Annotated in this window: 20 protein-coding genes and 1 pseudogene; 13 read left to right on the plus strand and 8 right to left on the minus strand. The window is 73.8% G+C overall.

All coding sequences use genetic code 11. The features are described 5' to 3' along the window. Window positions 1-308 precede the first annotated feature (308 nt). Complete coding sequence (locus QCD66_RS27985) at window positions 309-854, minus strand: plasmid pRiA4b ORF-3 family protein (protein WP_357536184.1); 546 nt, start codon at window positions 852-854, stop codon at window positions 309-311. A 147-nt stretch (window positions 855-1,001) separates the two neighbouring features. Here QCD66_RS27985 and QCD66_RS27990 point away from each other — a divergent pair, with 147 nt between their 5' ends. Continuing rightward, the gene (locus QCD66_RS27990) at window positions 1,002-1,733 is read left to right on the plus strand and encodes a pyrimidine reductase family protein (protein WP_364207698.1); all 732 of its coding nucleotides are present in this window, start codon (window positions 1,002-1,004) and stop codon (window positions 1,731-1,733) included. Window positions 1,734-1,837: 104 nt separating this feature from the next. Here the strand turns inward: QCD66_RS27990 and QCD66_RS27995 are convergent, their stop codons facing one another. Continuing rightward, window positions 1,838-3,199 carry a BtrH N-terminal domain-containing protein gene (locus QCD66_RS27995; protein WP_375735875.1) on the minus strand — a complete coding sequence of 454 codons (1,362 nt, stop codon included), beginning with the start codon at window positions 3,197-3,199 and terminating at the stop codon, window positions 1,838-1,840. Between the two features lie 270 nt (window positions 3,200-3,469). Here QCD66_RS27995 and QCD66_RS28000 point away from each other — a divergent pair, with 270 nt between their 5' ends. Then, window positions 3,470-3,715 carry a DUF6289 family protein gene (locus QCD66_RS28000; RefSeq protein WP_364207702.1) on the plus strand — a complete coding sequence of 82 codons (246 nt, stop codon included), beginning with the start codon at window positions 3,470-3,472 and terminating at the stop codon, window positions 3,713-3,715. Window positions 3,716-3,728: 13 nt separating this feature from the next. Here the strand turns inward: QCD66_RS28000 and sigJ are convergent, their stop codons facing one another. Next, window positions 3,729-4,679: an RNA polymerase sigma factor SigJ gene (gene sigJ, locus QCD66_RS28005; RefSeq protein ID WP_375735874.1), complete on the minus strand. Its 951-nt coding sequence runs from the start codon at window positions 4,677-4,679 to the stop codon at window positions 3,729-3,731. Between the two features lie 50 nt (window positions 4,680-4,729). Beyond that, entirely contained in the window at window positions 4,730-5,101 is a 372-nt protein-coding gene (locus tag QCD66_RS28010; protein ID WP_364207706.1) for a DoxX family protein, read from the minus strand. A gap of 95 nt (window positions 5,102-5,196) precedes the next feature. On the opposite strand from QCD66_RS28010, the gene QCD66_RS28015 reads away from it, so the two are divergent. Together QCD66_RS28015 and QCD66_RS28020 are read left to right on the plus strand one after the other, a co-directional pair. Continuing rightward, window positions 5,197-5,502, plus strand: a complete 306-nt coding sequence (locus QCD66_RS28015; RefSeq protein ID WP_364207708.1) for a metalloregulator ArsR/SmtB family transcription factor — start codon at window positions 5,197-5,199, stop codon at window positions 5,500-5,502. Window positions 5,503-5,514: 12 nt separating this feature from the next. Next, window positions 5,515-6,024, plus strand: a complete 510-nt coding sequence (locus QCD66_RS28020) for an SRPBCC domain-containing protein (protein WP_364207710.1) — start codon at window positions 5,515-5,517, stop codon at window positions 6,022-6,024. A gap of 58 nt (window positions 6,025-6,082) precedes the next feature. On the opposite strand, the gene QCD66_RS28025 is transcribed toward QCD66_RS28020, so the two are convergent. Continuing rightward, window positions 6,083-6,457, minus strand: a complete 375-nt coding sequence (locus QCD66_RS28025; protein ID WP_375735873.1) for an Mth938-like domain-containing protein — start codon at window positions 6,455-6,457, stop codon at window positions 6,083-6,085. Window positions 6,458-6,604: 147 nt separating this feature from the next. Between QCD66_RS28025 and QCD66_RS28030 the strand changes: the two genes are divergently transcribed. The 4 genes and pseudogenes from QCD66_RS28030 to QCD66_RS28045 all read left to right on the plus strand — a co-directional run bounded on the left by QCD66_RS28030 (window position 6,605) and on the right by QCD66_RS28045 (window position 13,060). Then, window positions 6,605-8,356: an ATP-binding protein gene (locus QCD66_RS28030; RefSeq protein WP_364207714.1), complete on the plus strand. Its 1,752-nt coding sequence runs from the start codon at window positions 6,605-6,607 to the stop codon at window positions 8,354-8,356. Between the two features lie 14 nt (window positions 8,357-8,370). After that, window positions 8,371-9,519, plus strand: a complete 1,149-nt coding sequence (locus QCD66_RS28035; RefSeq protein WP_375735872.1) for an exonuclease SbcCD subunit D — start codon at window positions 8,371-8,373, stop codon at window positions 9,517-9,519. Window positions 9,520-9,589: 70 nt separating this feature from the next. After that, window positions 9,590-12,098: pseudogene (locus tag QCD66_RS28040) on the plus strand (AAA family ATPase). Beyond that, window positions 12,095-13,060: a hypothetical protein gene (locus QCD66_RS28045; protein WP_364207719.1), complete on the plus strand. Its 966-nt coding sequence runs from the start codon at window positions 12,095-12,097 to the stop codon at window positions 13,058-13,060. The pseudogene QCD66_RS28040 and the gene QCD66_RS28045 overlap by 4 nt, the downstream one beginning before the upstream one ends. Before the next feature lie 30 nt (window positions 13,061-13,090). On the opposite strand, the gene QCD66_RS28050 is transcribed toward QCD66_RS28045, so the two are convergent. Beyond that, window positions 13,091-13,459 (minus strand): helix-turn-helix domain-containing protein, encoded by a 369-nt coding sequence (locus QCD66_RS28050; RefSeq protein ID WP_375736480.1) that lies wholly within the window; start codon window positions 13,457-13,459, stop codon window positions 13,091-13,093. A gap of 119 nt (window positions 13,460-13,578) precedes the next feature. On the opposite strand from QCD66_RS28050, the gene QCD66_RS28055 reads away from it, so the two are divergent. Further along, the gene (locus QCD66_RS28055) at window positions 13,579-14,424 is read left to right on the plus strand and encodes a spermidine synthase (RefSeq protein ID WP_375736479.1); all 846 of its coding nucleotides are present in this window, start codon (window positions 13,579-13,581) and stop codon (window positions 14,422-14,424) included. Here the strand turns inward: QCD66_RS28055 and QCD66_RS28060 are convergent. Together QCD66_RS28060 and QCD66_RS28065 are read right to left on the minus strand one after the other, a co-directional pair. Further along, window positions 14,421-15,095 (minus strand): pentapeptide repeat-containing protein, encoded by a 675-nt coding sequence (locus QCD66_RS28060; RefSeq protein WP_375736478.1) that lies wholly within the window; start codon window positions 15,093-15,095, stop codon window positions 14,421-14,423. The genes QCD66_RS28055 and QCD66_RS28060 overlap by 4 nt on opposite strands. Next, complete coding sequence (locus QCD66_RS28065) at window positions 15,092-15,751, minus strand: hypothetical protein (protein WP_364207726.1); 660 nt, start codon at window positions 15,749-15,751, stop codon at window positions 15,092-15,094. The genes QCD66_RS28060 and QCD66_RS28065 overlap by 4 nt, the downstream gene beginning before the upstream one ends. A gap of 291 nt (window positions 15,752-16,042) precedes the next feature. On the opposite strand from QCD66_RS28065, the gene QCD66_RS28070 reads away from it, so the two are divergent. The 4 genes from QCD66_RS28070 (at window position 16,043) to QCD66_RS28085 (ending at window position 20,505) form a co-directional block, all read left to right on the plus strand. Beyond that, entirely contained in the window at window positions 16,043-16,963 is a 921-nt protein-coding gene (locus tag QCD66_RS28070) for a DNA-3-methyladenine glycosylase family protein (RefSeq protein ID WP_375736477.1), read from the plus strand. Window positions 16,964-17,226: 263 nt separating this feature from the next. Continuing rightward, complete coding sequence (locus QCD66_RS28075) at window positions 17,227-17,793, plus strand: hypothetical protein (RefSeq protein ID WP_364207729.1); 567 nt, start codon at window positions 17,227-17,229, stop codon at window positions 17,791-17,793. Between the two features lie 25 nt (window positions 17,794-17,818). Beyond that, window positions 17,819-18,907: an ATP-dependent DNA ligase gene (locus QCD66_RS28080; protein WP_357536149.1), complete on the plus strand. Its 1,089-nt coding sequence runs from the start codon at window positions 17,819-17,821 to the stop codon at window positions 18,905-18,907. Between the two features lie 44 nt (window positions 18,908-18,951). Further along, window positions 18,952-20,505 (plus strand): alpha/beta hydrolase, encoded by a 1,554-nt coding sequence (locus QCD66_RS28085; RefSeq protein WP_375736476.1) that lies wholly within the window; start codon window positions 18,952-18,954, stop codon window positions 20,503-20,505. Window positions 20,506-20,520: the final 15 nt, after the last annotated feature.

Raw genomic sequence — 20,520 nt, forward strand, 5'->3', positions numbered from 1 at the left:
GTCGTGGCGTGGACCACACACCGCCGGGAGCGCTCCCATGAGATTGCCGACACGTTTCCTGAGTGTCAATAGACCCTTGGGAGCGTTCCCATTTCGTTACCGCCGCCCTCTCGGCGGAGGGCCGGACCGGGGCTCGGCCGTCGGCGGATCGCGGTGGTCGGGCGCGGCGTGACGGGTTCCCTGATCACCGTGATCAGGGACCGGACGGCACGGCACGCCTACGACCCGCCCGACCTACTCCCTGATCACGCGGATCTCGGGGCGGGGCCGGGCAGGGCGGGCGACCGGGAAGGGAGCCGGGAAGAGAGCTACGCCAGGCGGCGCAGGAGGGTGGTCACCCGGTCGGGGGCGAAGGTCCACGGGTCGAACGGGCGGCCGATCCACATCTGCAGCTCGGCGTAGCGGGGGTGGGCCGGATCCGAGACCGCGGCCAGGAACTGCTCGTAGCCGAACGCGCCACCGACATCCTCCGGCGGGCAGGCCCGGCCGCCGTCGACGCACACCGGGTAACGCTCCCCCGGCTCGGCGCCGAAGACGTCCTCCACCACGATCTCGTGCTCCCACCAGTCGCCGAAGTCGTACGTGTAGAGGAACCGGGTCCCCTTCGCCCCCACCGTGTCGAGGCGTACGTCCAACTCGTCGCGCAGGGTCAGCTCGCCGTCCGGATCCGGCTCGCCGTACTGCTGGCCGCCGATGTCGAACGAGTGCAGGTGACAGTCCTGCCAGCCCATCGCGTGCTGGACCACCCGGTGCAGGCGGTCGAGCGTGTAACCGCCCGGCACCAGCACCCGCCGCCACACCGGCGGGGACACGTCGGACAGCGAAACCTTGAGCTGGAAGATCTGACGCGGCATGGCCTGGCATCCTTCGGGCTAGGCTTCCCCCATGATCTGCCGCGCGTGCCGGGAACGCCGACACGACGACTGTCGGGGTCGCAACTGGTGCGACTGCCAGCACCGTACCGCCGTACCGACCCCTCCCGTGACCGGACCGGCGGGCGAATGACCGCCATCCGCCGCTTGTCACCCGATCCGGCCACCGCCGGCATCGACGACGACACGATCGCCGACCTGTACGGCCGCCCCGCCGAAGCCACCCTGCGGGTCAACTTCGTCACCAGCGCCGACGGGGCGGTGGAGATCGAGGGACACTCCGAGGGGCTGTCCGGCGGGCCGGACAAGCGGGTGTTCGGCGTCCTGCGGATGCTCTGCGACGCCCTCGTCGTCGGCGCCGGAACCCTGCGTCACGAGGGCTACCGGGCGCTGCGCCTCGACGAGCGCCGCCGGGCCTGGCGGGTGGCGCGCGGGCTCCCGGCGTACCCGACGCTCGTCGTGGTCTCCGGCGCCCTCGACCTCGACCCCCGGCAGGCGGCGTTCGCCGACGCGCCGGTACGGCCGGTGATCCTCACCCACGGGCGGGCGCCGCACCGGCCCGACCTGGCCGAGGTCGCCGACCTGGTGACCGTCGGCGACGACGCGGTCGACCTCGGCGCGGCGGTCGACCTGCTGCACCGACGCGGGCACCGGCAACTGCTGTGCGAGGGTGGCCCGCACCTCTTCGGCGGGCTGACCGCCGCAGACCTGGTCGACGAGGTCTGCCTGACCGTGTCGCCGCTGCTGACCGGTGCCGGCGCCGGCCGGATCACCGCCGGGCCGGCGAGCCCGCCCCGCACGATGCGGTTGCGGCACGCGCTCGCCGCCGACGACGTCCTGATGCTCCGCTACACCCGCTGACCGTCCCGTCCGGCCCGCGCCCGAGCCGCGCTGATCAAGGAGTTGTCGCGCGACAAAACGCACGGACCGGGCACGGTTTCTCCTTGATCAGCGCGGCGGCCTGATCAGCGCGGCGGCGGCGCGACGGCGGCGGCGAGTTTGCCGACCGCCGCCACCTCCAGGGCGTACGCCTCGGCCAGGGCCCGGCCGGTCGCGGCGAACAGGTCGGCGATCCCGGCCGAATCCAGCGGTGGCACCTCGGCGTACTCGCGGCTCAGCCCGGCCAGTCCCGCCGCGGCCGCCGCCGCGGTGTCCCGGCCGGCGTCGCCGTCGGCGACGACCGCCCCGCCGAGTTCGGCGGTCAGCTCACGCATCCGCGCGAACGCCGGCACCGACGCCGGCAACGCCGCCTCGGCCACCTCGTGCCAGGCCCCGGCGGCAGCGTCGAACGCCTCGGCAGCCTCGACCAGTTCCGGGGAGTCGAGCAGCCCGGCCGCCTCGCGCAGGAACGTGGCGTACAGCCCGCGCAGGTTTCCGCCGGTGATCCCGGCCGGCGACACGGCCTCCCAGACCGACAGCAGCGCCCCGGTCAGCCCGGCCCCGTCGGCGAACACCTTCGGCCAGCCCTTGGCGTTGCGGCCGTCGGTCATCAGCCGCGACCACTTGCGCCAGGCCGGCAGCGAGAACGACGTCGACGGCGCCGACAGGTGCGCGGCGCAGTCGGCCAGCCCGGCGACGACCGCGCCGCGCACGGTCGCGCCGTCGAGTTCGAGGCCAGCCGCCGGCCGGGCCTCGATGAGCAGGTTCTTGTACGACACCACCCGCGCCCGAGCCCGGTCCAGGTCGGCGCGGTCGACGGTGAGCGGCCGGAGGTTGCGGTCGTCGACGCGGATGCCGCCGCCGGTGCGGGCGTACGCGACGACCGGGTGCCCGCCGTGCCCGTCGTGGTGGGCCGGCAGGTGCCAGTAGCCGACGAGTTGCCGGTCCGGCAGCACGATCGCCGGTCGGCCGGCGTCGAGGGCGGCGTCCAGGGCGGCGGCCGCTCCCCTGGCCCCGGCGGTACGGTGCACCTCGGCCGGGATCCCGATCCGGGCCAGGGTGTCCGGCGTCCAGGTCTGGTACTGCCAGCGGTTGCGGAACCCGAGCGTCACCCAGCAGGTGCGGTGGGCGGCGAACTCCCACAGGATGTAGCCGGCGCCGAGCCCGCCGCCGATCCCGAAGAGCATCGCCTCGGACAGCGGGGCGCCGTCGTGCCGTACCCGGTGGTGGGCCAGGACGTTGGCGAGGTTGGCGGACTCGGGGTGGACGCCGCCCCGCAGCGTCCAGCCGTGGTCGACGGTCGGGGCGGGCTGGTCGGTCACCACGTGCCGCCGGGCGGTGAGGTAACGCTCGCCGGTGGCGGCCATCCGGGCCCGGATACGTTCCTTGAGCTGCTTCTTGCCGGTCATGTCGTGCTCCGTACGGCCGTACGCGCGCCCGTTTCCCACGCCCGGTCACGGTCGGCCGGATGAAGAGTGGACCTGACCTGTCGCACAGTCCCGAGGCACCTGCGTCCCCTTTGCCTCCGCGTCGCCGGGCGGCGTGGGCGCCTGGTCAGGAGGTATGGCGTAGGACCCGCCGCGCACAGCATAGCGCCACCGTGGCGCCGGGGCTTCCCGGGACGCGTGGGTGTCCCTTGCGTTTCCGACACCCCAACGAAATCATCTACGTCAATACTTAGCGGATGCCCCCGCGGGTGGAAACCGGAGGAGACCGCCATGATCCGTCGTGCCCTGCTGGCCCTCGCCCTCGCCGCCGCGACCGTCGTCGCCCTGCCCGCGGCGCCCGCCCAGGCCCGGTACTGCCAGATGAACCACTGGTGCACCACCCTGTACTACACCGACGGCAGCCTCACGACGGCGGTCGGCGGGGTCTATGTGGAGTGCGACGGCTACCAGTTCCAGTGGGGCGAGTGGACCCCGTTCGTGACCTTCGAGGAGCACCCCTGCTCGCCGCAGTGGTGACGGACGCCGGCGGTCACCGCGGCGACGACGCTCCAGCATCCGGCGACCCGTCGTCCGGCCCCACCCCGGGTGGCCGGGCGGTCGCCGACGGTCCCGGGCGGGGGACGTCGCGCAGCTTTTCCGGATTCAACATGTGGTAGAGGGCCACGATCGCACCGTCGGCCACGATCGGCGCGACGACCACGAGAAGGTCCCTGGCCTCGACGACGTAGCCGAGGCGGCCGTTGACCAGCACCGTCTCCCAGCGCGGATCCCGCCGCCTCGCCTGGTGGAACAACCCGGCGACCAGCCTGGCCACCTCCTGCGCACCGACCAGCGGCCGGCGGACCGACGGCGCCAGCCCGCCGCCGTCGCCGACGAACTCCACGTCCGGAGCGAGCACCCGGACCAGAGCGGCCAGGTCGCCGCGCTCGGCCGCGGCGAGGAACGCGGCCAGCACCCGGCGCTGTTCGGCCGGGGCGGCACCGCCGGACAGCCGCGCCGGCGGCACGGCGTCCACCGCCCGCCGGCCGCGTGAGGCGAACTGGCGGGCGCCGGCCGGGCTGACGGACAGGACCGTCGCGATGTCGGCGAACGGCACACCGAACACGTCGTGCAGGACGAACGCCACCCGCTGCTCGGGGGTGAGCCGTTCCAGTACCACCAGCAGCGCGAGGCTGACCTGTTCGGCGCGTACGGCGGTCTCGGCCGGGTCGTCGTCGGCCGGCAGCCGGGACACCAGCGGTTCGGGCAGCCACGGCCCGACGTACGCGGCGCGCCGGACCCGGGCCGAGCGCAGCACGTCCAGGCAGATCCGGGCGACCACGGTGGTCAGCCAGGCCCGCAGGTCGGTCACGTCGGGGCGGGCGGCGGCGTAGCGCAGCCACGTCTCCTGCACCGCGTCCTCCGCCTCGGCCCGGATTCCCAGCATCCGGTAGGCCACCCCGAACAGGTGGGACCGATGGGCTTCGAAGGCTTCGTGCATGGCCGGTCGACCATAACCGACCCGGTGCCGTCGCACCGGCCACCGCCCGCTCAGGCGAGGTCGGCCAGCCGGCCGATCGCCACCGCCAGTGCCAGCGCGAAGAGCAGCGCGTTCGCCGCGACCGCGCGCGGTTCGCCGAGCCGGGCGTGCGACCAGGCCGCCCCGACCATCACCACGCACAGGCCGACGGCGGCCAGCGGGGTCAGCACCGGGGCGATGCCGGTGGCCCAGGGCAGCACGAGCCCGACCGCCGCCAGGATCTCGCAGCCGGCGACGAACCGTACGAGTGGCATCGGGAACAGCGCGGTCCCGGTCTGCCCGGTCGTGATCAGCCGGTCCCGGTCCATCGTGCTCTTGACCGCTCCGGAGCCGGCGAAGACGACCGCCAGCAGGAGTTGCGCGATCCACAGAAAAGTGTCCATGCCGGTGGGACGAGACAGCGTCGACCGACGTGACGCAGCCCGACTTACCCTAATTAAGTTGCAACTTACGTAAGCATTGACTTAAGCTCCGGCCCGTGGAGGTTCTGGATGTTCTCGGTGACCCCGTGCGGCGCCGGATCGTGGAGGCACTGTCCTCGGGCAGCCTGACGTCGGGCGCGATCGCCGCCCGCTTCGACATCAGCCGGCCCGCCATCTCGCAGCACCTGGGCGCGCTTCTGGCGGCCGGCGTGGTGACCGTGCGACCGGAGGGCACCCGCCGCGTCTACGCGCTGAACCCCGACGCCCTCGACGCCGCGGCCGACTGGCTCGAACAGCAACGCGTGCGGTGGAACCGCGGCCTCGACGCCCTCGAACAGGCACTCGACACCGGACAGATCTGATACGGAGAAGACATGCCCATCGAACAAGCCCGCTTCGGCACCCTCGGGATCGGGTCCGGCGGAGACTTCCGGATCCGGTTCGAACGCGAACTCGCCCATCCGCTCGACCGGGTGTGGAACGCGCTCGTGGACCCCGGGAAACTCCGGGTCTGGATGCCGGGCTGCGTGATCGAGCCGCACGTCGGCGGCCGGGTGCACTACGACTTCGGCGACGAGGGCGCGGCCACCGGGGTCGTCACCGGGCTGGAGGCGCCGGGCGAGCGGGGCCTGCTCGAACACACCTGGGAGTGGCCGGGCGTGCCCGACTCCGCGGTGCTCTGGCAGTTGACACCGGCGGTCGCCGGGACCACGCTCACCCTCACCCACCGCGAACTGGTCGCCGAACCGGCCCGCGACTTCGCCATCGGCTGGCACCTCATCCTCGACACCCTGGAGCGCTACGCCGCCGGCCTGGAGTGGGAGGACGTGTGGGACGGCTACGAGGAGATCTCGGCCGGCTACGCCAGCCGGACCGTCGGCTGAGGCGCGCGCCGGCCGGCATCGGCCCGGCGACCGGTTCCGCGCTCACGGCAACTCCCGGTCAGCAGGTGGAGTGGAAGAGGCCGGCGACCGGGGTGCTGTCGACCAGGTCGTTGTAGACGGCCACGGCCTCCTCGGTCGGCAGGACGTGCACGGTGACGCCCCGCTCCCCCAGCAGGTCCAGCGCCTGCGGGGTGACGTGCATCCGCAACTCCATCCCGCGCGACAGCACGACGGTGGTCGCGCCGGCGGCGAGCAGTTCCTCGACGTCGGCGGGCTGGATGCCGGGCTGGTGCTGGGTGCCGGTCTCGGTCCAGTCCCACGGCCGGCCGCCACCGGGATAGAGCTTGAAGTCCTTGCCCGCTTCCAGGCCCTCGACCTCCATCCGCCCCCACGAGACGGAGAGGATCCTCGGCGATCGCGCGTCCGTACCCATTCGTGCCTCCTTCGGCGGTCAGCGGCAAAGGCTACCCACCCACCACCCCGTCACACAGGGGCGCCGAGAAGTGACGCAATGTACGGACACGCCGGGTACGCCGTCGAGGTTTCGGCCGTGTCGGTGGGGTGGGGCAGGATACCTGTCGTGACTGACGGAGAAATCGGGACCGAGGGGGCCGGCGAGCCGGTCGGGCGGGTGCTCGGCACCGCCGACGCGACCCCGCTCTCGTTCTGGACCGCCGTCGCACCGGACAGCTTCCTGCAACTCGACGACGTGGTGGTGACCCGCCGGGAACTTCCCGACCGCGAGCCGGTGACGATCGCCGGGGTGGTAACCCAGGTCCGGGCCCGGCACGAGGGCGCCCAGTTCGACTCCGACGTGTTCGCCATCGCCGACGGCACGCTCCCCGCCCAGGTGCAGGAGGCGGCCGAGATCACCACGACCCGGGTCGACCCGGAGGTCTACGTGCCGCCGGCGCCGGGTGCGCCGGTGCACCGCGCCGAGGGCGACGCGCGGGCGCGGGCGCTGCACTTCGACCGGATGGAGCGGCGGATCCCGATGGGGACCGGCCGCGACGGCGTACCCGTCTATCTCAACGCCGACTTCCTCGACGGGCAGCGCGGTGCGCACGTGTCGATCTCCGGCATCTCCGGGGTGGCGACCAAGACCAGTTTCGCCACGTTCCTGCTCTACTCGGTGTTCCGGTCCGGCCAACTGGGCGGCGACGCGGTCAACGCCAAGGCGCTGATCTTCAACGTCAAGGGTGAGGACCTGCTCTTCCTCGACCACCCGAACGCCCGGCTCGACGACGCGACGGTGGCCGCGTACGCGAAGCTGGGCCTGCCGGCCGGACCGTTCCCGGACGTACGGGTCTACGCCCCGCCCCGGGTCGGCGACCCGACCGGCACCCCGGACGTGACCAGCCGGACGGCCGGCGTCGACAGCTTCTACTGGACGCTTTCCGAGTTCTGCGCCGACGGCCTGCTGCCCTACGTGTTCGCCGACGCCGACGACGAGCGCCAGCAGTACACGATGGTGGTCCACTCGGTCGCCGCGCACCTGGCCCGGCACGCCCGGCCGGCCGACGGCGGGATCAGCCTCGACGGGGTGCGGATCGGCTCGTACGGCGATCTGGTCGACCACGTCGTGGAGCAGGTCAACGACGAGGAGACCCGCCGCGAGTGGGCCGGCAGCGCGGTCGGCCTGGGCACCGTCAACGCGTTCGCCCGCCGGCTGATCGGCAGCAAGAAGGACCTGGCCCGGCTGATCCGCGGCGACCTGGCGACCCGCCGGCCGCACACCATCAACACCGCCGACAGCGCCCAGGTGACCGTGGTCGACCTGCACAACCTGCCGGACCGGGCGCAACGGTTCGTGGTCGGTGTGACGCTGAAGAACGAGTTCACCCGTAAGGAGAAGGCCGGCACCGCCAAGCCGCTGCTGTTCGTGGTCCTCGACGAGCTGAACAAGTACGCCCCGCGCGAGGGCTCCTCGCCGATCAAGGAGGTGCTGCTCGACATCGCCGAGCGGGGCCGCTCCCTCGGCGTGATCCTGGTCGGCGCGCAGCAGACCGCGAGCGAGGTCGAACGGCGGATCGTCACCAACTCGGCGATCCGGGTCGTCGGCCGGCTCGACCCGGCCGAGGCGTCCCGCCCCGAATACGGCTTCCTGCCACCGGCCCAGCGGCAGCGGGCGCTGCTCGCCAAGCCCGGCACGATGTTCGTCAACCAGCCCGACATCCCGGTCCCGCTCTGCCTGGAGTTCCCGTTCCCGGCCTGGGCGACCCGCAAGTCCGAGGCGGGCAACGCCCCGTCGGAGACGCTGCGGTCGCTGACCCAGGCCGCCGACCCGTTCGCCGTCGTCGGCGCCCGCGCCGACGACGACATCCCGTTCTGACCCCGGAGGCGGCCGTGAAGATCCTGCACACCTCCGACTGGCACGTCGGCAAGGTCCTCAAGGGACGGTCCCGGACCGAGGAGCACATCGCGGTCCTCGCGCAGGTCGTCGCGATCGCCCGCGAGGAGCGGCCCGACCTGGTGATCGTCGCCGGGGACCTCTACGACACCGCCGCCCCGACCCCGGAGGCGACCCGGCTGGTCACCCGGGCGCTGTCGGCGCTGCGCGGCACCGGCGCCGCCGTCGTCGCGATCGGCGGCAACCACGACAACGGCGCCGCCCTGGACGCGCTGCGGCCGTGGGCCGAAGCCGCCGGCATCACCCTGCGCGGCTCGGTCCGCGACAGCGCCGCCGAACACGTGCTGACCGGCACCACCGGGGGCGGCGAGCGGTGGCGGCTGGTCGCGCTGCCGTTCCTGTCCCAGCGATACGCCGTACGCGCCGTCGAGATGTACGAACTGAGCGCCGCCGAGGCGGTGCAGACGTACGCCGACCACATGGGACGGCTGTTCGCCAAGCTCACCGAGGACTTCGGCGAGCCCGGCGTGGTCAACCTGATCACCGCGCACCTGACGGTCGTCGGCGCCCGCACCGGCGGCGGCGAACGCGACGCGCACACCGTCATGAACTACGCCGTTCCGGCCAGCGTCTTCCCGACCGGCACCCACTACGTCGCCCTCGGCCACCTGCACCGCGCGCAGCAGGTGCTCGGCCCCTGCCACGTCCGCTACAGCGGCAGCCCGCTCGCCATCGACTTCGGCGAGGAGGAGAACAGCCCGTCGGTCGCGGTCGTCACGGTCGGCGCCGACCAGGCGGCCCGGGTACGCGACGTACCGGTCACCGCCGCGGTCGGGCTGCGCACCGTACGTGGCACGCTGGAGCAACTGGCGGCGCTGCCGGTGACCGACGACTGGCTGCGGGTGTACGTCCGCGAGACGCCGCGCGCCGGCCTGCGCGAGGAGGTGCAGGACCTGCTCCCCCGCGCCCTGGAGGTCCGCGTCGACCCGGAGATGCTGCCGACCGCCGACGCCCGCAAGCGCGCCGCCCAGCGGGCCGGCCGCTCGCCACGCGAACTCTTCGGCGACTATCTCGACAGCGTCGGGCACGCCGACGACGGCGTACGGGAGTTGTTCGACGAACTGATGGAGGAGGCGAGTCGTTGAATTGGGCCAGCCACCGGAGACCGGCGACCGCCCGATCCACCCGGTGACCGACGAGGGAGGCGATTAGACAATGCGGCCGTTGCGGCTGGACCTGGCCGGCTTCACCGTCTTCCGCGAGGAGACGACCGTCGACTTCACCGACGCGGACTTCTTCGCCCTGGTCGGGCCGACCGGCTCGGGCAAGTCGACGATCCTCGACGCGATCTGCTTCGCCCTCTACGGCACCGTTCCGCGCTGGGGCGGCACCCGCGGCATCGCGAACGCGCTCGCCCCGTCGGCGAACGAGGCCCGGGTCCGGCTCGTCTTCGACGCGGCCGGGTCCCGCTACGTCGCCAGCCGGGTCGTCCGCCGCGACGGCCGGGGCAACGTCAAGACCGGCAACGCCGGACTGCAGCGGATGCCACCGGGCTTCGACGTCAGCAAGCTCGACACCGGGATGAGCCCGGAGGACCTCGGCGAGGTGCTGGCCGGCACCCCGAAGGAGATGGACGAGGCGGTCGTGGCGGCGGTCGGGCTGCCGTACGACCAGTTCACCAGCTGTGTGGTGCTGCCGCAGGGGCAGTTCGCCGACTTCCTGCACGCCAAGCCCGCCGCCCGCCAGGAGATCCTGGTCAACCTGCTCGACCTCGGCGTCTACGACCGGGTGCAGAAGTCCGCGTCGGCGCGGGCGTCGGCGGCCGAGGCCCGGCTCGCCGCCGTCGACCAGCTGCTCGACGGGCTCGCCGACACCGACGACGACACCCTGGCCGCCACCGGGGAACGGGTCACCGCGATGCGTCGGCTGGCCGGCGAGGTCGAGGCGGCCGTACCCGGTCTGGCCGACGCCGAGCGGGCCACGGCCGGGGCGGCGGACGCGCTGGCCGCCCTCGACGTCGAGATCGCCCACCTCGACGCGGTACGGGCCCCCGCCGACCTGGGCGCGGTCACCGGCGCGGTCGCCACGGCGCGGGCCGGTGCGGACGAGGCGGCGGCGGACGTCGCCGCCGCCGAGGAACGCGAGGAGAAGCTGCGCGGGAAGTCGCCGCGGCCGGTGACGAGGCGGCGCTGCGCCTGCTGCTGACGGCGCACGCCGACCGGGACCGGCTCGCCGCCGAGGCCGGCGCGCTGACCGCCGGACTGGCCGGCGCCCAGGCCGAGCACGACGCCGCCGGCGCCGCGCTGGAGGCGGCGCGGGACGCCGCGCGGCGGGCGACCGCCGACCTGGAGGCGGCCCGCCACGCCTACCAGGAGGCGCAGACCGTCGACCGGGCCGCCGCGTTGCGCGCCCACCTCACCGCCGGTGGCCCCTGCCCGGTCTGCGAGCAGCCGGTCACGGCCGTACCACCGGTCCCGGCGGGTTCGGCGGTCGCCGCCGCCGAGGCCGCCGGCCACGCCGCCCGCAAGGCCGCCGACCGGGCCGAACAGGTCGTCGCCGAACGCGACCGGACCGCCCGCGACCTGGAACGGACCCTGGACCGGGCGCGGGCCCGGCACGAGCGGCTCACCGCCGACCTCGCCGGCCTCGACGGCCGGCTCGCCGACTCCCCGGCCCGGACGCCCTGCGCCGGGAACTGGACGCGGTCGCCGCGCTGCGGGCCGCGCTCGACGACGCGGGTACGGCGGTCCGCGCCGCCCGGGAGACCGGCCGGCGGGCCACCGCCGCCGTGGTCGCCGCACAGGACCGGATCCGGTCCGCGTGGCGCGCCTTCGACCAGGTACGCGACGGGCTGGCCCGCCTCGGCCCGCCGGCCGCCGACCGCGACGACCTCGCCGCCGCCTGGGACACGTTGTGTTCGTGGGCGGGCGGCGAACTCGACCGGCGCCGGACCGACCGGGTCGCCGCCGCGGGTGCGGTCGACGCCGCGTACGCCGCCCGGGACGAGGCCGCGGCCGCCGTCGTCGCGCTGTTCGCGGCGGCCGGCGTCGACGTGCCGCCGGCCGGGGCCGGCCGCAGCGGAGCCGACCCGGCGCGTGACCTCACCCGGGCCGCCGCGGTCGCCGTCGAACGCGCCGAGGCCGACCTGCGCCGGCTCACCGAACGCCGCGAGCAGGCGGCCGAGCTACGCGGGCAGCGGGCCGGGCACGAACGTGACCACCGGGTCGCCAAGGCCCTCTCCGGCCACCTGCGGGCCAACAACTTCGAACGGTGGCTGCTCGCCGAGGCCCTCGACCAGCTCGTGGACGGCGCCTCCGGCATCCTGCGCGAGCTGACGTCCGGGCAGTACGAGCTGGTGCACGACAAGGGCGAGTTCTACGTCGTCGACCACCACGACGCCGGCCTGCGCCGGGTGGTGCGGACGCTGTCCGGCGGCGAGACGTTCCAGGCGTCGCTGGCGCTGGCCCTCGCCCTGTCCGAGCGGCTGGCCGGCATGTCGGCCACCGCCGCCAGCCTCGAATCGATCGTGCTCGACGAGGGCTTCGGCACCCTCGACGCGGCCACCCTGGACACCGTCGCGGCGACGCTGGAGAACCTGGCCGCCCGCGGCGACCGGATGGTCGGCGTCGTCACCCACGTGCCCGGGCTCGCCGAACGGGTCCCGGTCCGGTTCGAGGTGCACCGGGACGCGCGTACCGCCCGGGTGGAACGGACCGGGCTGTGACCGGCTGGCACGTCGACGCGTGGGACCCGTCGTACGGGACGTCGTTCGAGGCGCCGGCCGGACCGGCCGCGCCCAGCAGCGCCCAGGTCGACCCGGGCATCGAGGTGCCGGCCGGCGCCTGGGCGCCCCGGCCCGCGCCCGCCGGCCTGGCCGCCCCCGACGTGGTCCTGCTCGTCGACGGCGTACGCCGCAACGACGCCAGCCTGTGGAGCCGCGAGGACGACGGCGCGTCGTACCCGGGGCTCGCCGCCTCCTACGCCGCCGGCGTGGTCCGCTGCGACCTGCGCCGCGGCGCCGCCGAACTCGCCGGGTTCGCGGTCCGGCGCGGGCTGTTCACCGCCAGCCCGGCCGGCGCCGACGTCGTCGCCGGGCAGATCCGCTACGCCCTGCACCGGGTCAGCCCACCGGGCGAACTCGCCAAGCTGCCGGTCGCCGTACAGCCACAGTTGACCGCGCTGGAGGTCGACGTCTCCAACGCCGCCCGCGTCGACGGCGACCTGCTGATCGTCGACGGGCCGCTGCGCAACCGCCGGCAGCTGCCACGCGCCCTCGGCTACATCAAGACCCAGCACAGCCAGTACCTCGACGCCCGCGAGCAGGCGGTCGTCACCTCGCTGCGGGCGACCGAGCGGTCGCCGGTGTTCCGGCTCGGCACCGCCTGGGGCGGCTGGTCCTGGTATCTGCGGCTGCCCGGCCCGACCGGCGCCCCCTGGGCCGGCATCGTCCGGGTCGAGTGCTCCGCCGAGCTGTCCGATGTGGAGGCCGTGGAGCTGGCGGACCTGTCGCAGGTGACGCTGCCCCGGTTCGCGTCGACGCCGTACAAGGACCCCCGGGCGCCACAGAACCTGATCCCGATCGCCGGGCTGGAACGGCGGCTGCGGGCGATGCTCGGCGACGCCCGCCTGCTGCACCGCGCCCTGACCATGACCACGTCCCGCCGTACGGCCAACCGGCCCCGCTAGCCGGTCAGGCGTACCGCCCGCCAGTCCCGCTCAGGCCGCCGAGGCGGTCTCCCCGGGAGGCACTCCGTCCGGGCCTGCACCACCACGTGGGTGGAACACGAAAGCCGAGCCGTTCTCGTCCAGGTCGATGGTCAGCGACGCGTCCAGCGCCTTGGCCAGCCGGGTGAGTAGCGGCAGGGTCGGCAGCGAGTCACCGCCCTCGATATTGGAGATCTGCGGCTGGGTCATGCCGGCGCGCCGGGCAAGCTCCGCCTGGGACAGTCCGAGCTTCGCACGGCGGTCGTAGACGGCCTGCCCGAGCGCGAACGCGTACCCGGCCTCGACGTAGGCGGGAGACGGCTCGACCGGCTCGCCCAGGAGTTTTCTGGTTCGACGGGTCTTCCAGCGACTGTGGTTCACAACCCCTCCCCTCTGGTCCGGTCGTAGTCGTGCTCGGCCGGAGCATGCTCCGCCTCGCACAATCTGTATGACTTCCCTGGTTGCGGATGCACGGCTGCCGTCCCGGCATACTCGACGGCGTGGGGCGGAAGCGGGGTGGGCAGCGGCTCGGGGTACGGATCGACTCCGGGCTGGCCGAACTCGCCCCCGACCCGGACCGCCCCGCCAGCTTCACGCTGCTCGTCGACGGCACCCCGCAGTCGCACGTCGACCTCGCCGACCCGACCCACCTGGAGTTCGAGTACGTCCGCCGGATCGCCATGGTCGTCGACCTGATGGCCCCCGCCGGCCGGCCGCTGCGGGTGCTGCACCTCGGCGGCGGCGCGCTCACCCTGCCCCGCTACGTGTCGCGTACCCGCCCCGGCTCCACCCAGCGGGTCGTGGAGATCGACGCCGCCCTGGTCGACCTGGTCCGGGAGCACCTGCCCTGGCCGCCCGACCGCAACCTGCGGGTCCGGGTCGGCGACGCCCGCGACGCGGTCACCACCGGCCGGGACGGGTCGTACGACCTGGTCGTCGCGGACGTGTTCGCCGGTGCCCGTACCCCGGCCCGGCTGACCTCGGTCGAGTTCGCGGGTGAGGTGGCCCGGGTGCTGGCGCCCGGCGGTCTCTGCGTCGCCAACCTCGCCGACGGCGGCGCGCTGAAGTACGCCCGCGGCCAGGTCGCCACCGTCGGTGCCGTACTCCCCCACGCCTGCCTGGTCGCCGACACGGCGGTGCTGCGCGGCCGGCGGTACGGCAACCTGGTGCTGGTCGCCGGGCGGGTGGAGCCGCCGGTGGCCGGGCTGACCCGGCGGGCGGCCGGCGACTGGTTCCCGGGCCGGGTGGTGCACGGCGACGAACTGGAGCGGTTCACCGGCGGTGCCGCCGTCGTACGCGACGCGACCGCCCGCCCGTCGGATCCGCCACCGGTGGGTTTCTTCTAGCCGGACAGGACCGTGACGTCCGGTGCGCCGTTCGCCGCGAACCACTCCGCGAGGGCCGCACCGTCGATCAGGTCGGGCTCCGTGCCGGAGCCGACGTCGACCGGGCCGACGACGTGGCCGCGAGCCCCGGTCACGAAGCTGCCGGCCAGCCGGGCGCCGGCCAACCGGGCCGGCCCGTCGTCGGGACCGAACCCGCAGTACCGCAGCGATGCCCCGCGCAGGTCTGCCCGCCGCAGGTCTGCCGCCAGGAAGACGGCCGAGTTGAGGAAGGCGTCCCGGAAGTCGGCGTCCGACAGCACGGCACGGTCGAATTCGGCGGCGAACAGGTGGGCGGCGCGCATCGCCGCACCTTCGGCGGCGATCTCGCTCGCCTCGATCTTGGTGAGGTCGGCTCCGGAAAGGTTGGCCCGGTTGAGGTCGGCGCCGATCAGGGTGGCCCCGCGCAGGTCGGCGTGGACGAGCCGGACACCGTCGAGGCAGGCACCGAACAGGTACGCCCCGGCGAGGTCCAGCCCGGTGAGGTCGGCGCCCCGGAAGTCGTACTGGTCGCCGACGAGATCGGGGCCGTCGGATGCGGAACGGGCGTCCAGGTATTTCTCCAGAGCCGACCGAGCGTCAGCCTCGACCGGCCACGCGGTGACGGAATGCCGATTCTTGCCATAGCCGATCATGGGTAGAACACCACTTTTCCATCCCATTCTCTCCGGGCGGCAACCCGCGCCTTGAGATCATCACTCGATTCACGGGTCAACAACCAGGTATCGACGATCACGTTCTTCCCGTCACCGATCTCGTCCTTGATGGTGAGTTCGAAGGCTGCCGGCTCGTAGCGACCTCTCAGCCCATCCGGCATCGACTCCCCCGCCCGCCTGTCGTACGGCGGAAAGAACTCGGCCGGCCCCTTCACGTCCCAGTACCGCCCACCCGAGTCGACGAAATCACCCTGATCCTTGACGGCGTCGGGCCTGCTCTGGTCCAACTCGGCCCGCCGGATCGGCCCCGGAAGGTCACCGCGCCGCTCGCATTCGAGCCCGACCTCCGCCTCCCGGGGCGTCTTCCTCGTAACGCGACCTCCCTGCGCGGGGTCACGGGCGAGTTCCGCCATCCGCCCCTGGTATTCCGGCGTACCGACCTCAGGAGTGACGTAGGACTCCGTCTCCGCGGGCCCGCCGAGCCGCCGGTCGTTCTCGGCAACGGCCCGGCGGACATCGGCCCGCGACGGCCCGTCGGCGACGGCCTCCGTTCGGGGCGACTGTCGATCATCGGCAGCCGGGCTCCCACTGTCGACCGGGGCGTCGACCGTGACCCGGCTCCGCTCGACGGTCATGAACCCCTTTCCCACCAACCGGAGGCCGACATCGGAATGCCGCGAAAGATGGCCGCCATCCATCGAACTGGATGCATGCGGAGAGTAGCCACAGCACTGCGCGACAGCCCATCGACCGCTCGATCATTGGCACCATTTGACAGACATGGGTCAATGCCACAAGGGAGCCGATGGTTGGGATAAGGGCTCGGAATGTCATTTTCCGCCCACATTGGTCGATCGACCTCATGGGAGCACCGGCACGGCCAGCACCCGCTCCTCGGAACGCCGGGCGCGTGGCACAGTGTCCGGGTGGACGGGACCGGGCCGGCGGTGAGCCGGGTGCTGCGGCCGCCGGCCGGCTACCACCTGGCCGGTTCGGTCGGCGCGCTCGCGATGGGCCGCCACGACCCGTGCGCCCGGTTCGTCGCCGGCACCTTCTGGTGGACGGCCCGGACCCCGGACGGGCCGGGCAGCCTCGCGCTCCGCCGCAGCGGCACCGAACTGGTCGCCGAGGGCTTCGGGCCGGGCGCCGACCGGGTGGTCGACCGGGCCGACGCGGTCGCCGGCCTGCGTGACGACCTGACCGGGTTCGCCGAGGTCGCCGCCACGCATCCGGTGGTGGAGCGGCTCGCGCACGCCCACCGTGGGCTGCGACTGCCGGCCACCGGGCAGGTCTTCCCCCGGCTGCTGCGGGCCGTACTCGAACAGAAGGTCACCGGCAAGGAGGCGTACCGGGCGTACGCGGCGACCGTACGCCGGTTCGGAACGCCGGCGCCCGGGCCGGTCGCCAACCTGTGGATTCCGCCCGAGCCGGCGGCGATCGCGGCGCAGCCGTACTGGGTGTTCCACCCGTTCGGGATCGAGCAGCGCCGGGCCGACGCCCTGCGCCGGGCCGCCGCCGCGGCCGACCGGCTCGAACGGTGCGCCGACTCGGCCGAGGCGACCGCCCGGCTGACCGCGATCCCCGGCATCGGGCCGTGGACGGCGGCCGAGGTGGTCCGGATCGCGTACGGCGACGCCGACGCGGTCAGTGTCGGCGACTACCACATCCCGAACACGGTCGCCTGGGCGCTGGCCGGCGAACCGCGTGGCGACGACGCGCGGATGCTGGCCCTGCTGGCGCCGTTCACGGGGCACCGGGGACGGGTGTGCGCGCTGCTGGACGCCGCCGGCCTCCACGCACCCCGGTTCGGCCCCCGGATGCCCCTCCGCTCCTTCGCCCGCTACTGACCGCGCCCCGCCCACGCCCCCGCCCGCGCGCCCACGCGCCGTGCGCGTGGGCGGGGGCGCGGTGCACGCCGATCAAGGGCTTGTCGTGGCTGAGCCGGTCCGGAATGCCCGCAACATCCCCAAGATCGGCGCAGGCGGGGCGAGGCGGGAGCGGAGCGGGGGCGAGGCACGGAGCGGAGTGGGAGCACGGTGGGCGAGGGGCGGGCGCGAATGCGTCCGACCAGCCATGGACACGCTCCCATGGGACGTGGGAACATCGCGACATGTCCACCGACGTCGATACCCGACCTCGCCGCCGGCACCTGTGGATCGCCGCCGCGCTGGCCGGCACGCTGGTCGCCGTACTCGCCACGCAGTGGATCACCAGGGCGGGCGGCTCGGACTCCGGTGACCTTCGTACGCAGATCGCCGCCCGCATGGTGACCGTGCTCGAGAGCACCCCGGCCGAGCAGCACGGCGGCCACGGCGCGCACGCCGCCGGATACTCCGGCTCGACCACCGTCTGCGGCGTACGGATCTTCGGGTTCGAGCCGCCCGGGGCCACCAGCCTCGACATGGTCGACGTCGTCTACGGCCACCACCTGTGCGGCATCGCCGAGGGCAGGCGGCACTGGGACGGCGCCGTCAAGCTGGTCGGCCCGGTCGTGATGCGGCTGTCGACCGACCCGCCGACGATCCAGGTGGCCGAGGCGACGCAGACCGCGACGTTCCGGGAGCGGGTGCTCGAACTGATCCCGGCGCAATACCAGGCCGTGGCGTTCGAGGAGTCGCTCGACCCGTCGACCATGGCCGAGCTGCGCAAGCGCTACGACGACGCTGCCGGGTTCTGACGTACCCGGGTGGTTGACTGGGCGGATGGAGCTGCCAGTCAACCCACCGGTCGAGCCGATGCTCGCGAAGAGCGTGCCCGACATCCCCGTCGGCGACGGCATGACCTACGAGCCGAAGTGGGACGGCTTCCGCTGCATCGTCTTCCGTGACGGCGACGAGGTCGAGCTGGCCAGCCGGGGCGGCAAGACCCTGACCCGCTACTTTCCCGAGGTGGTCGAGCAGGCCCGGACCCAGCTCCCGGCCCGGTGCGCCGTCGACGCCGAGCTGATCGTGATCCGCCGTGACGGCGACGGCCGGCCCCGGCTCGACTTCGAACTGCTCTCCCAGCGCATCCACCCGGCCGCGTCCCGGGTCCGGATGCTGGCCGAGACCACCCCTGCCGACCTGGTCGCCTTCGACCTGCTCGCCATCGGTGACGAGGCGCTGGTCGACCGGCCGTACAGCGAGCGCCGGGCCCGGCTCGAGCGGGCGCTGCGCGGTGTCGAGCCGCCGGTGCACGTCACACCGACGACCACCGACCTGGCCACCGCCCGCCGCTGGTTCGAGATCTTCGAGGGCGCCGGCCTCGACGGGATCATCGCCAAGCCGGCCGACATCGCCTACGAGCCGGGCAAGCGGCTGATGTTCAAGGTCAAGCACGCCCGTACGGCGGACGTGGTGGTCGCCGGCTTCCGCTGGCACAAGTCCGGCCCGGTGGTCGGCTCGCTGCTGCTCGGCCTCTACGACGACACCGGCACCCTGCACCACGTCGGAGTGTCCGCCTCGTTCACGATGGCCCGCCGCAAGGAACTGCTCGACGAGCTGGCGCCGTACCGGGAAGGGGTGACCGGGCACCCGTGGCTGCACGGTGACCACGAGCTGGGCCAGCGGATCCCGGGCGGGCCGAGCCGGTGGACCGGCACGAAGACCCTGGAGTGGGAGCCGTTGCGGCCGGAGCTGGTCGTCGAGGTGGCGTACGACGCGATGGAGGGCGACCGGTTCCGGCACACCGCCCGGTTCGTGCGCTGGCGGCCGGACCGCGATGCGCGGTCGTGCGGCTACGACCAGTTGGACCGGCCGGTGCGCTTCGATGTCGACCAGGTCCTCGCGGGCGATCCCGACCCGACCGGCTGACCGGGCGGCATAGGCTGGGCACGGCGGCAGCACGATCTTGGAGGGTGCCCGTGGCCCGCGACCACCGGACGATCCTGGCCGGCCTGCTGGCCGCGACCCTGGCCCTCGCCGGCTGCACGCTGCCCGGCCGCGGCGACCGTGGCACCGCCCCGCAGGGCACCCCGACGGAATCGGCCGGTGCCGCGGCGACGGTGTGGCGGCCCTGCCCCGAGGTGGCCGAGGACCTGGTGGGCCGGGGTGCGGCCGGCGTGACCTACGAATGCGCGACCATCCAGGTCCCCCGGGACTGGGCGGCACCCGACGGCGGCACGTTCGACCTGGCGCTGCTGCGGGCCCGGGCGGCCGACCAGCGTGACCGGATCGGGTCACTGGTGCTCAACCCCGGCGGGCCGGGCGGTTCCGGCGTCGACACCGCCGTATACCTGTCGTTCGGCTCCGCCTTCGGCGGCCTGCCGGCCGAAGTGCTCCAACGGTTCGACCTGGTCGGCTTCGACCCGCGCGGGGTGAGCCGATCGAGCCCGGTCAAGTGCATCCCGGACGCCGACCTCGACGCGACCTTCGGCGCCGAACCCGACCCCGACCAGGCCGAGTTCGACGCGCTGGTCGCCCTGAACCAGCGCATCGGCGAGGGCTGCGGCACCCAGTACGGCGACCGGCTGCGACTGTTCGCCACCGAGCAGGCGGCCCGGGACATGGACGCCGTACGCGCCGCCGTCGGCGACGAGAAGCTCACCTACCTCGGCTACTCGTACGGCACCCTGCTCGGTGCGACGTACGCCCAGCTCTTCCCGCGGAACATCCGGGCGCTGGTGCTCGACGGCGCGATCGACCCGCGGCAGGGCATCGTCGAAGGCTCCGAGGGCCAGGCCAAGGGATTCGAGCTGGCGTTCGGCAACTTCACCCGGTGGTGTGCGCAGACCCCGGACCGGTGCCCGATCGCCCCGGACGCGCGGGTCGCGGTGACCGACGCGCTGGAGAAGGCGCGGGTGTCGCCGGCGGTCGGTGAGGGCGGCCGGGAGGCGACCCCCGGCTGGATCCTCTACGCGGTGATCTCCTCGCTCTACACCGAGGCCGGCTGGGAGGAACTGGCCGGGGCGATCGACGACATCGAGCGCGGCGACCCGGCCAAGGTGTTCGAGCTGGCCGACCGGTACGCCGAGCGCGGCCCCGACGGGCACTACAGCAACCTGTTCGACGCCAACCTCGCGGTCAACTGCGCCGACGAGGAGTCCGGCCCGAGCGTCGAGCAGATCCGCGACCTGCAGCTGGAGTGGCGCGAGCGGTATCCGCTGTTCGGGGCGCCGCTCGCGGTGTCGATGCTGTCCTGCGCCTCGTGGCCGGCACAGCGCGACGGCTACCCGACCGGGCCGGCCACCGGCGCCCCGCCGATCCTGGTCGTCGGCACCGTCGGCGATCCGGCGACGCCGTACGAGCAGACGCCCCGGCTGGCCGAGATGCTGGGCGTCGGCGTGGTGCTGACCTGGGAGGGCGAGGGCCACACCGCCTACCCGCAGACCGGCTGCGTCAACGAGGTCGTCGACGCGTACCTGATCGACCTGACCGTGCCGGCCACCGGGCGGCGCTGCCCGGCCCGCTGAGCCGGCTGGCAGACT

The sequence above is a fragment of the Polymorphospora sp. A560 genome, assembly GCF_045781765.1.
GTDB lineage: Bacteria > Actinomycetota > Actinomycetes > Mycobacteriales > Micromonosporaceae > Polymorphospora > Polymorphospora lycopeni.